This window comes from Bacteroidota bacterium, from assembly GCA_017303975.1.
GTDB lineage: Bacteria > Bacteroidota > Bacteroidia > JAFLBG01 > JAFLBG01 > JAFLBG01.
This window is the reverse complement of the sequence record JAFLBG010000013.1, coordinates 38,643-51,638: the sequence shown is the minus strand read 5'-3', so window position 1 is coordinate 51,638 and position 12,996 is coordinate 38,643. Positions and strand designations below refer to the sequence as shown.

6 protein-coding genes and 1 other RNA gene are annotated in these 12,996 nt (G+C 34.8%); 5 read left to right on the top strand and 2 right to left on the bottom strand.

Going from position 1 to position 12,996, the window contains the following annotated elements; all coding sequences use genetic code 11:
• The first annotated feature begins 1 nt into the window (after position 1).
• The 5 genes from rnpB to J0M08_06590 all read left to right on the top strand — a co-directional run bounded on the left by rnpB (position 2) and on the right by J0M08_06590 (position 8,001).
• Positions 2-376, top strand: an RNA gene (gene rnpB, locus J0M08_06610) — RNase P RNA component class A.
• Between the two features lie 17 nt (positions 377-393).
• Positions 394-3,552 carry a SpoIIE family protein phosphatase gene (locus J0M08_06605; protein ID MBN8702716.1) on the top strand — a complete coding sequence of 1,053 codons (3,159 nt, stop codon included), beginning with the start codon at positions 394-396 and terminating at the stop codon, positions 3,550-3,552.
• Between the two features lie 257 nt (positions 3,553-3,809).
• Positions 3,810-4,619, top strand: coding sequence for a hypothetical protein (locus tag J0M08_06600; GenBank protein ID MBN8702715.1), 810 nt, complete (start codon positions 3,810-3,812; stop codon positions 4,617-4,619).
• A 158-nt stretch (positions 4,620-4,777) separates the two neighbouring features.
• Complete coding sequence (locus J0M08_06595; protein ID MBN8702714.1) at positions 4,778-7,342, top strand: DNA translocase FtsK 4TM domain-containing protein; 2,565 nt, start codon at positions 4,778-4,780, stop codon at positions 7,340-7,342.
• Complete coding sequence (locus J0M08_06590; GenBank protein ID MBN8702713.1) at positions 7,339-8,001, top strand: outer membrane lipoprotein carrier protein LolA; 663 nt, start codon at positions 7,339-7,341, stop codon at positions 7,999-8,001. The genes J0M08_06595 and J0M08_06590 overlap by 4 nt, the downstream gene beginning before the upstream one ends.
• Before the next feature lie 70 nt (positions 8,002-8,071).
• Here J0M08_06590 and J0M08_06585 read toward each other — a convergent pair whose 3' ends face one another.
• Positions 8,072-8,443, bottom strand: coding sequence for a pinensin family lanthipeptide (locus tag J0M08_06585; protein MBN8702712.1), 372 nt, complete (start codon positions 8,441-8,443; stop codon positions 8,072-8,074).
• 465 nt (positions 8,444-8,908) lie between these two features.
• Positions 8,909-12,859 (bottom strand): gliding motility-associated C-terminal domain-containing protein, encoded by a 3,951-nt coding sequence (locus tag J0M08_06580; protein ID MBN8702711.1) that lies wholly within the window; start codon positions 12,857-12,859, stop codon positions 8,909-8,911.
• Positions 12,860-12,996 lie beyond the last annotated feature (137 nt).

Sequence of the window (12,996 nt, the reverse complement as noted above, 5' to 3'; positions counted from 1 at the left end):
TTGAGCAAACCGATCTATCGTTCCGTTTAGGCGGAAAGGAAAGTCCGGGCAACATAGAGTATCATGCTTCCTAACGGGAAGGGGTTTAGATAGAAATAACTAAACTACAGAAAGTGCCACAGAAAATAACCGTCCAGACGCTTGCCGTCTGGGTAAGGGTGAAAATGTGAGGTAAGAGCTCACAACTAAGTATGGGAACATGCTTTTTGGGTAAACCTCATGAGTTGAAAGGCCAAATAGGTTGTAAATGTGAGGCTACTCGCCTTTGTAGGTTAAACCTTGTTGCAATGGGTAGGCTGCTAGAGCTTTTTAGCGATAAAAAGCCCAGATAAATGATAGAATAAAACAGAACCCGGCTTATGGGTTTGCTCTTTTTTTACTATTTTTAGCAACATGCGTAAGGCGGTTGTAAACACTATTCTATTATTAGTTCTCCCTCTTTTTCTTTTGTGTGAGAATTACAACTTTGATGTATTAAATAGCGATAAGGGATTATCTCAAAACTCTGTTACTTCCATCATAAAAGATGCACAAGGGTTTATGTGGTTTGGTACACAAGATGGACTCAACCGATTTGACGGACAAGAAGTAAAAATTTTCAAACACAATCCGATAGATTCCAATTCATTATCCAGTAATGATATTCGTGCTTTGTTTCAAGATTCTGAAGGCATATTGTGGGTAGGTACATCAGATGGTTTAAACGCATTTGATTTGGCTGTGAATAAAATAGTAAGATACACAGCCGGCAAAAACAATCTAACAGACAGCAAGATTTCCTGTGTAACACAAGACAAAGCCGGTATTATTTGGGTGGGAACCGAAAATGGTATTTCGCTCATCAATAAAAAAGAAAAAACGATAAAGCAGTTGAAGTTAGGGGAGAATTGTGGAGGGTGCAACAACATAACAACAATTGCTATTAAACATAAAGTTTGGGTCGGGACTAAGAATTCCGGTTTGTTTTCTCTAGATATTAATAATAGAGTAACAAAAATATCATTAAATCTAAACAAGGACGGAAAAGAGTATGGCCTAAATGCCTTGTGTTTTTATGATAATGAGATACTATTAATTTCTACTGATAATGGACTCCTTTTTTTTAATTCTAAGCAAGAAGCAATCATATCTTCGATCTCAACAAAAACATCAGCAGAAATAATAAGTTCTGAATTTATCAGTATTCAACAGGATAAAAATAAAACAATTTTTGCTTCTACTAGATCAGGCGATTTCTATAAGTTACATTTTACAGATTTTAAAATTGAAAAAATAGATTTAGTTGATTATTCCGTTCTTAGAACTGGTATCTACTCTAGTTTTATTGATGAAGAAAGTAATATTTGGTTAGGAACTTCCAGTTTAGGGGTTGTATATCATTTGGATAGAAAATCCTATTTCAATACAAATTTATTCAGTGAACCGATATATTCAATCCTAAAACAAAACGAAAATAATATTCTTGTGAGTGGAGCATCTAATTTATCTATAATTGATAGTAGAGGTAGAATTATTAAACAAACCCCACAAAGCAATTTTATACTCTCATTTTATAATGAAGGAGATGGTATTATTGTCGGGACATATTCTGGAGGAGTTAAGTTTTTGAATAAAGATAAATTGATAAGAGATGATATTAAGTATTACAGGCTTAAGGATGTTACAATTACAGAAATCAAAAAGATATTTGCGGATAAACTATTTTTATCTACAATTACACAAGGGTTATATATACATGATTTTAATACCAATACATTTTCATCTTTAAATGCAACTAATGGATTAACTAGCAATTTTGTCAATTGTTTCATCAAAGATAAAAGCAATAATATTTGGATAGGTACTGATAAAGGAGTTTCGATTTATAACCCCCAAACAAACAAGTTTAGATATATTACAACTACTTCAAATAAGATTAGCTCAAATTATATTTTAACAATACATGAAGATAAAAGAGGTGCTATTTGGTTAGGAACTGATTTAGGGCTTAATAAAGTAGATGTCAAAACCAATACGATAACTCAATATTACCAAAAAGATGGTCTCCCCAACGATATTGTATATGGAATTTTGGAAGATGAATTTGGAAATTTATGGTTGAGTACTAATAATGGTATTTGCAAATTTAATCCTTCTATACAAAATACTAATGGGTCTGCATTTACTTGTTTTACAAAAGAAGATGGTTTGCAATCGAATGAATTTAATCAGGGTGCGTATTATAAAGCAGAGGATGGGGAGCTGTTTTTTGGAGGCTCCAAAGGGTTTACCTCTTTTTACCCAAAGGACATAAAAACAAACACTACGCCACCTACAATATTTCTTGCCGATTTTAAAGTAAACTATCGAGATTTTAATATCGATTCTGCATTTCTCTTCAAAAAAGACATAAAACTTTCACACACACAAAACCATTTGATATTTACTATTAAGGCTATTGACTATGTTAAACCGCAAGGGTTAAGGTACTCTGTAATACTTGAAGGGCATGAAAAAGAATGGTCGCCCTATTCGTTTAATACATTAATTAGTTATCCTCAATTACCTCCCGGGGATTATGTGTTTAAAGTAAGAGCGATAAACAATAATGGGGTAGAGGCGATACACCCCCTAGAAATTCGTATTAGCATTACACCTCCTTGGTATAAAACTAAATTGGCCTATGCATTTTTTTCTTTAACAATTGCATTGTTATTTGTGGGATACACGCAAGGGCGCACATTTAAAATTAGAAGGGAAAAAAGAATTTTAGAGGAACGTGTGGCAGATAGGACAAGACAGTTGGCTCAAAAAAATAGAGATATAACATCCAGTATTCAGTATGCAAAAAAAATTCAAGAAGCCATACTTCCTGATAGAGGGGAAATATCAGGATATTTTAACGAATCTTTTATTTTATACAAACCCAAAGATATTGTAAGTGGAGATTTTTATTGGTTTGCAGAGAAAAATGGAAAAAAGATTGTTGCAGTTGTTGATTGCACCGGACATGGTGTGCCGGGCGCATTTATGAGTATGATTGGGTATAATTTACTCAATCAAATTGTTATAGAGGAAGGTACTACCCATGCACATGAAATATTAAACAAATTGCACAAAGGAGTTCAAAAATCGTTGAAACAAGCTGCTGAAAGCGATAGGCACGATGGCATGGATGCCGCAATTTGTATATTGGATGAGGCAAAAAAAGAAATGCAGTTTGCCGGTGCTAATCGACCATTGGTTAGAATTGTTGATGGGAAGCTTGAGAAAATTACCGGCAATAAATACCCGATAGGCGGAGCTCAAATGCAAACCGAGAGAGAGTTCACATTGCAAACCTTTACTTACAAAAAAGGCGATTGTTATTATTTGTTCTCCGATGGATATGCCGACCAGTTTGGAGGCGACTTAGGGAAGAAATTTATGCAAAAAAAATTGGTAGCGATGCTGCAATCTATTCATCAAAACACAATGGACGAACAATTAACATTGTTGGATAAGGAGTTTTCTAATTGGAAAGGAATAAACGAACAGGTTGACGATGTATTAGTTATTGGAATTAGAACATAGTCCATTTAAGTGTTTTTTTTGAATTAGAAGAAGCTGTTTAAATTTTAATATGACTCAACACCAATTCTTCGCCCTCTCTCAGAATGACCATTTCACGCGCATAGTCATATTGAGCAAATTCGAAATATGTGCGATTGCTATTTATAGGTATAAGGTTTAAATAAGCTCTATGCAATAAGACGCTAATCCTCTCAACTAATATTTGCCTTCTATTCTTTTTTTTGGTAAATTAACCTCAAATCATTCCCAAAATAACAATGAAAAAAGTATTTGTTGCATCATTAACAACACTATTAGGTGTTGTATTGACTATTGCTAGTTGCAAAAAGCCTGAATTAGATACCGAAACACAATCATCGGTAGATAATGCGATTTGTGAAGCTGAGTTTGCTAAGATAGTACCTTCTGCAAATGATAATGCTGTTAAGCAGCCAGGGGCAAAAAAAACAGAAACCGGAGGTTGTGCTACTGTTACTATTGGAGATACTACTTTGTTAGCATGGCCACGAGTGATGACAATATTATATGATACTGCTTCCGGCTGTGTTGGCAATGACCAAAAAGTAAGAAAAGGTAGAATTGTGATTTCTTTGAATAGAAGATGGGGTGTACCACATCCAACTAATCCATTGGCTACAATTACCTTAGTAGATTATTATGTAAATGGTATAAAGTTTGAAGGAACTATGACAGTGTATAAACCGGCCCTAAATAAATTTAGAACAGTGTTGCAAAATGGAAAATGCTCTAACAATAGTTGGAACATGTCTTGGAATTGTGATAGAACAACTACTGTTAACTATGCAGCCGGAACGGATTCTGTAGCAACTATTCAGATAGATGGGGATGCAGATGGTGTAAATAGAAAAGGTGTAGCATATACAGCAAATATTATTTCTTCTTTGATAAAGCCGGTAGATTGCAAATGGTTTACATCCGGAGTGTTGGATTTAAAACCTGACGGAAAGTCTACACGAACAATTGATTATAGCGTTGGTGGCGGAGGTTGTGATAGTAAAGCATCACTTACAATAAATGGCAATTCATTCGAGTTTGATATGGATTAATCAATTCCATAGTTTAGTATAAAAGACGAATCCCAAAGAGTAAAGTCTTTGGGATTCGTCTTTTATGGACTTTTCCACAGTGATTGGTGCATAAGTTTTGCAGCTAAATGGTCTGTATTTGCAGACTATTGATACTTTTGAGTAGGTTACATCAAGCTATGAGCGAACGTAAAAAAAATTTACCTAGAAATACCTTAAAAGAAAAAGAAGATATTGACGATTCTTTTGATGATGTTAACCTTTCTAAGCCAGAGGCAGATAAGCTTTTGGAGCAAACAAAAGATAAAACGGTAAAGCCTAAAAAGAAAAAGGACATATCGCTAAAAGAGAAACTTGATGTCTATTTTTCGTTTGTGCAAAACGAAAAATTTAGAAAAATAACCGGATTGTTGTTATTACTATTTTCTGTTTATTTTTTTATTGCTTTTGTTTCCTACTTGTTTACATGGCAAACCGATCAAGATAAAGTTTGGCGTGGTTGGGGAAATCTGTTAATGTCGGATGTTAAGGTTGATAATTGGTTGGGGAAATTAGGCGCTTTGCTTTCCCATTCTCTTATTCACAGATGGATGGGTGTTTCGTCTTTTATACTATCGTTTCTTTCGTTTTTATATGCGCTCCATTTAGCTTTTAATGCCAAGCCATTTAATTTAGCTAAAGTTACAGGTTATAGTATTTTTGCTCTGCTGTGGTCATCTATTGTTTTGGGGTATTTTTTAGGCGATAGTTATTTTTATTTAGGCGGTGGTTTTGGATATGTGGTAAGCAACTGGCTTAACTTACTTATTGGAAATTTTGGAACTGGTATTCTCTTGTTTTTTTCGTTGTTAGGTTATTTAGTACTAACCTTTAATATTCCGCTGTGGCCTAAACAGGTAGAGGATGTTAAAGCTGATATTCCTAGCCAACCGACTAGTGCAGTTGTACAAGAGCCAGTTTTTGAAATAAAAGAAACGCAGAAAAATATATTAAAAGAAGATGTTCCTTCTGTAGTTGATTTTTCAGTTGAGGACGAGAGTCAAAAAAAAACGCCTGATGTAAGTGAAGAAAGCTCCAATACGATTGATTTAGATGCCGTGAATACTGCGGAGCCGATTATTGAAACTATAGAAAATGGTGTGGAATTTACAGTTGAGAAAATAGCCGAAGAGCAATCGTCAGACTCAACAACAGCTTCTGAGGAACAGCCATTTGGAGATTACGACCCTACGTTAGATTTGTCAAGTTATCAATTCCCCACTATCGATTTATTGGAGGATCATTCGCAAGGAAAAGAAGTTACCGTAAATACCGAAGAACTTACTTCCAACAAAAATAGAATTGTTGAAACGCTTGGAAATTATGGAATTCAAATAGAAAAAATTAAAGCTACTATAGGTCCAACCGTTACATTGTACGAAATTATTCCTGCAGCCGGAGTGCGTATTTCTAAAATAAAAAATTTAGAAGACGACATCGCACTTAGTCTTTCGGCATTGGGAATTCGGATTATTGCGCCAATACCCGGAAAAGGAACCATTGGAATAGAGGTTCCGAATTTGAATCCGGAAACTGTTCCGATGAAGAATATTATTTCTTCCGAAAAATTTCAGAATACAGGCATGGATTTGCCTATTGCATTGGGTAAAACAATTTCAAACGAAACATTTATAGCCGATTTAGCCAAAATGCCGCATTTGCTTATGGCGGGTGCTACAGGTCAAGGTAAATCTGTTGGGTTGAATGCTATTTTAGTTTCGTTGTTGTATAAAAAACATCCATCGCAAATAAAATTTGTGTTGGTAGATCCTAAAAAAGTGGAACTTACCTTGTTTAATAAAATTGAACGACACTTTTTAGCAAAACTACCCGATTCCGAAGAGGCAATTATTACCGATACAAAAAAAGTAATCAATACGTTGAATTCCTTGTGTATTGAGATGGATCAGCGATATGATTTATTGAAAGATGCTCAGGTGCGAAATCTTAAGGAGTACAATGCAAAATTTATTTCGCGTAAGTTAAATCCCAATAAAGGACATCGTTACTTACCATATATTATTTTGGTAGTTGATGAGTTTGCTGATTTAATAATGACAGCAGGGAAAGAAGTGGAAACACCCATTGCTCGTTTAGCTCAATTGGCAAGAGCTATTGGAATCCATTTAATTATTGCTACGCAGCGTCCGTCTGTAAATATCATTACCGGAACAATTAAGGCTAATTTTCCTGCTCGTATAGCATTTAGAGTTACTTCCAAGATTGACTCCAGAACTATTTTAGATGCGGGAGGAGCAGATCAGTTGATTGGTAGGGGAGATATGCTACTTTCTACAGGAAATGATTTAACTCGTATTCAGTGTGCTTTTGTGGATACGACAGAGGTGGAAAAAATAACAGATTTTATTGGTTCGCAACGTAGTTATCCTGAAGCATTTAAATTGCCTGAATATGTAGGGGAAGACGAAACTGGGGGTAAGGAAGACATTGATCCATCGGAGAGAGATTCTTTATTTGATGAAGCCGCACATATAATCGTTCAACACCAACAAGGATCGGCATCTTTGCTTCAACGCAGGTTGAAATTGGGGTATAACAGGGCTGGTAGAATTGTAGATCAGTTGGAGGCAGCCGGAATCATAGGCCCATTCGAAGGTTCAAAGGCTCGCGAAGTTTTAATAAAAGATGTATTAACTTTGGAACAGTTTTTGAAGGGTACTAGTAACAAAGACCAAATTATATGATAAATAGAATTTTTATTGTTGTTTTAATAAGTGCGTTTACAAGCATTGTTGCTCAAAATAATGAAGCAGTAGATAAAAAAGCGAAAGCTATTTTAGACGAACTAAGCGCTAAGACCAAAACATATACTACCATTAAGGCAGATTTTAATTTAACGATTGAAGGGAAAGATAAGAAAGTAAAGGAAAGCCAATCGGGCTTTATGCAATTAAAGGGAGTTAAGTATAAGCTGGATTTAAAAGGTCAAGAGATTATTAGTGATGGTAAAACCATTTGGACATATTTAAAAGATGCTAAAGAAGTTCAGATAAATACTATTGATGAAAAATCTCCGGATGCATTTACACCATCTGCCATGTTTACCATATTCGAGACTGGTTTTAAATCTAAGTTTGAAAAGGAAGAAGTTAAAAATGGGAAAACAACTCAAATAATAAATCTATATCCGCTTAATCCTGATAAAAAGAAATTTCATACTGCAAAATTGTATATAGATAAAGTGAAGAAACAAATTTTAATTGCTAAGATGTTGATGAAGGATGGAAGCACTTATATCTATACAATTAAAAACTTCAAAACCAATGAAGAAATTGCAGATGCCGTTTTTACGTTTGATAAAAAGGCTTATCCTGGAGTTGAAGTAGTTGATTTGAGAGAGTAGTAAAATTCTTGTCTAGTAATTTACGTTGTGTTTCAGACAATGTTATATAAACATTGTCTGAAACATGAAATTAGTAACATACATTAGCACTTACACATGCTAATTGGCCTCCTAGCATGCTTAATGCCAAGCACCCTGCTATATCTTTTGTTTGAATTCCATTGCAATAAATATTGTTGGAGTCGCCACATACATTTTTTGACGCATTATCGCCAATAGTGAATGTCTCATTTTCGTCTAAATATGTTTTTATTGCACAAGTTATGCCAACAGCAACTGTTGTTTGACCTGTAGGGGCGGCTGTTGTAGCACTTACTACTGCACTTGCAAGTGCAATTTCTCCTTTTGCACCATTGATAGTTGTACTTTCTTTTGTTTCTAAATTGGTTATGAAGCTTTTTACTTCAATTTCTTTAAGTGATAATTTTTTGCTTGGTTTCATAGTGTGTTTTTTTATTTTGATTAATTTTCAGTTTAATTATTTTGTTTTAATTTGCCAACCAATAAGTGAATTACCATGAAGAATAGGCTTTAGACAATGGTTGTTTGCAAACGAATAATTTGCTTGATGATAATCTTTTATTACATCTAAGTCTTTATTTTTTTTTGAGGGAAGTGTATATTGCAAACTTTTCTTTGTGTTGAACTAGATAAATACTTTCATGGCTTGTATTGTTTTTTTCTATGCTTGACATGTTGTTAGTTTTCATACTTCTGCGCTTATAGTTATTGTAATCGAAATAGGTTGAATCTTACCTTAATTTACCCATAACTAATTTTTTCGTTTGTTTTGTTCGATAATTTAAATTCTTTTTAATTTGTATATATTTTGTAACTATTTAAATGTCAGCTATATTAATTAATTCATATTAATTCATTTTTAATTAATTTTATAGAAGCTAATCCATTATCTTATTAAGCTCACATGACCAATAAAGGAATGTGATTGATCAAAAGCATCCTTCAAAAGAACCTTCCAAATGTATACGTCTTGTTGTGCTTTTGTAGTGCCATTTTCTACCGATCCGTTCCAAGGAATAGCATTTTCTGCTGAAGTTGTTTTGCCTGTTGTATAAATCATTTCGCCCCAACGATCGAGTATCCATAGCTGGTATTCTTTTATTCCTATGCCATACCCGTTAAACGTTTCATTTACTCCGTCATTATTTGGTGTAAACGCATTGGGTGCGTAGAAAGAAAAATCGGTAGTTATTTCAATGCATTGTTCTGCTGTGTCTTTGCATCCAAAGGTGTTGGTTGTTACAAGGTTTATACAATATTTTCCCGTATCAGAATAGAAGTGATTTGGATTAAAATCGCTGCTTGTTTCGCCATCTGCCCAATTCCAAAGGTATGTAGTAGCATTTTGAGATTCATTAGTTACTGTAATTTGTGCATTGATAATTGTTGCTTTTGTAGGAGATGCAGTAAAAGCCGCAATTGGAGAAGGAAATATAGTAAGTTTATTTTGCTCATGAATTATATTGGTGCAACCATTGTTATCGGTAATCATGAGGTCAAATCCATATTTCCCGGCATTTGCAAAGCAGTGTTTTGCAGTTAAGGAAGTATCCGCAGCCCCATCGCTATATTGCCATTTAATATTTTTTACATTCAACGATTGATTTGTAAAATTTATGCAAAGTGGACTACATCCAGCCGTATCACTTAAGCTATAAAGTAGTTGTGGTAATGCATGGAAAGCCAAGTTTTGAGAAAATGTAGCGGAACAATTCGTAGAATCAACCACTGTAACCGAATAAGCGGTAGTGCTAGAAAGACTCACAGAAACATTTTGCTGGTTGCTATTAAACGGAACCCAAGTATAGCTGTAAGACCCATTTCCGCCATTTGCAGTGGCTGATATACTGGTTGTTTGACCACTGCATATAACTGTATTGCCTGTTACTGCTAGTGTAAGAGGCATAGGCTCTGTAATAGTAATAGTAGTAGTAGCTGTGCAACCTGCAGAGTCTACTACTAAAATTGTATAGGTGGCAGCCGGTTTATTGATGATACCAATATTGGTACTACCATCGCTCCAACTGTATTGATAAGGAGTTGTACCACTGGAAACAGTTATGTCAGCGGCACCATCACTTAGTCCGTTGCATGTAACAGATGAATTGGAATGTTGAGAAATAATTGGCAAAGTTAGTACACTAACGGTGTAAACTGTATTGTAATTGCACCCTTGAGTAGATACTCCATTTATGGTATAGGTAGTTGTGCTTGCAGGAGTTGCAACAACCGTTAATGCACTAGGATTATTAATACTCGCGGCTGGCAACCAATTTGCACTTACTACACCTGTAATTGTTAAACTAGAAGTGGTATTGGCACAAATAGGATTGTTACCAGAAATGGTAGGATTGCTATTGGCTACCACAAAGCTATGGAGGCTGCTAATACTGTCTGTTCCGCAAGGAGAGCTTATAATTAATTTTACAAGGTAAGTTCCACTTGCATTGTAAGTTACCGTGGGATTAAACAACGTAGAACTTGAAGGTGTTGCTCCTTGAAACTGCCAAGTAAATGAAGTTAAAGACGGATCGCAATAATGAGTAGGCAGAAATCCTACTTGCACACCGCATGTAGTATTGGTTAGGGTTGTGTCAATAGTAACATCCGAATAATTATCATCTCCACAATTAAGTGAGCAAATTCTACCAATTATTAAATCACCACCATCAATACTCCCACCTGCAAATGCTGTTTGAAAAGCACCATTGGTAACAGGATATCCGCTTGGACCATTGTCAGTAAAATATAAAAAAGCCCCTTTGGCATAAATATCACCATAGGAATAGGTGTCCCAATCTTCTTCATTAGGTCCTCCTAGATAGGTGCTGCAAAGTAAATTTCCTGCTTGATCAAATTTTGATATGAAGTGATCTTCGATTCCACCAAAGGTATTTTGATATCCACACGAATTGTCTGTTATAGAAGTAGAAAAATCTTCGTACTCTCCAAATACGTATATATTGTCGTTAGAATCTATGGTAGCGGCAGGAAACCATTCTTCCCCACTTGTGCCATAATAAGTTCCCCATATTTGTGTGCCACTTGCACTTAGTTTAATAATCCCAAAATCTTTTCCTCCAGGCGCAGAATTTAGAGTAGATGGGAACCCGCTCAATGCTGTAAATACCACCACAATATCGTTTGTAGATGTTATAACAACAGGCGATCTATCCGAAGGAGAGAAGCTGCTACCTTGAGTAAAAACGATGCCATAGCATCCATTTATGTAAGTTGACCAAAGCAATAAGCCATTTTTATCAACTTTAGTAATAAATCCTGTTCCTACAGTTTGAAATGGATTTACCGTTGGATAGTCTGCAGATTTAGTATAACCGGCAATAATAATATTGTCCAATTGATCAACAGCCATTCCATCAACCCAATCATTGTGGCTGCCAGCATACATTTGCGCCCAAGTAAAATTTCCGGATGGCGAAAATTTAGCAATAAATACATCAAAAAATCCATTGTTCTTGCCTACTAGTGGTCCCGAATTGGTAGAAACACTGTCTTTTGTTATACCGCTAATGTATATATCATTGGCACTATCTATTACAACATTACCTTCTCTGCAAATTTGCATTCCAAGTCCAAAGTTTACATTATTTGCTGAGTAATAAGTACAAAACACACGGTAGCCATTTTGATCAAGCTTTAATAAAAAATAGCAGCTCAAAAAAGTTCCACCTGCTGTAGTGGTAGATTGAAACGGATTTGCACTTGTAGGAAGTGTTCTACTAAATGTTTGGCCAAGTATTGCGCAGTTTCCTTGACTATCATGGGTAATGTCAATTCCGAAATCTTTATCATTGCTGCCGTAGTAAATACTCCATATTCTAGCCCCTGAATTTGAGAACTTGCTTACTACAACATCTGTCACCCCCGAATTGGTTGTAATAAAGGGCATTGCAGAAACTGGGAAATCATTAGAAATGGAACTTCCTGTTACAATGGAGTTTGATTGATTGTCAACTGTTATGGCTGCACAGTACTCCTCATCACCGCCCCCTTGGTAGGTAATCCAAGCGCTTGATGGATCAATGATAAGAGGGGAGTTTTTATCGTACTCACCAATTTTATATGTTAAAATGAAGGTGTTTGCTTCTACTGCAGCCAAAGCGTAGCTAGCAGGAATATCAATAATTTCGTTGTTAATTTTTTGATATACTTTAGGCATCCATTCGGTAATAGTTCCAATGGAAGTTTCTAACAAGATTTTTCCGTTTTCAATTTTTACATTGTCTGCACCAACATATTTAAGTTGAATGTCATTGGTATTTCCACCTGGCTTAACAACAATATCATACTTCAATCCTGATTCTTTCGTTCCATAAAAAAGCACATCAACATTATTATATACATTTTGGTATGTTACTTTATTATATCCCTTTACATTCGTGATTCCTTGAGGACAGTGTTCATAATAATATGAATTAAACCCTTCTACTTCATCCGTTTTAATAATCGAAGGATGTGTGTTTCCGCCAATAAAATCTACATCAATTCTATATCCTTTTCTTGTCTCCTTTTCTAAATTGGGAGGAACGTTTGGTTGTTCTAAATTTTTATCATTGTGAGGCTCTTCTCTTTTTACATTTTCTAATAAAACATAACTTATGCCTGTTTTGCGCAAATATGCTTTGTTCCCATTCGCATCACCCACAAATAAAACATCGGGTCGTAAATTATGGTTCATATCAACAACTTGCCCTTTGTTTTCAATAAAATTCATCCCATTGCCTCTCAAAATATTTTCCGTTTTCGCACAAAAAGAAATTAATAAAAATGGCACTATACTAAAAATGCTATTCTCCACTAATTTTTTTATTGACATACTATAATGTTGTTTGCTAAAAGATACAGTATAGATAATTTTATGTATTATTGATAATATTTAAATTTGATTTTATTTGGTTTGTAAGTTTTTAATTGTTTGTTTATTAATTAGTTATATTAATTCATATTAATTCA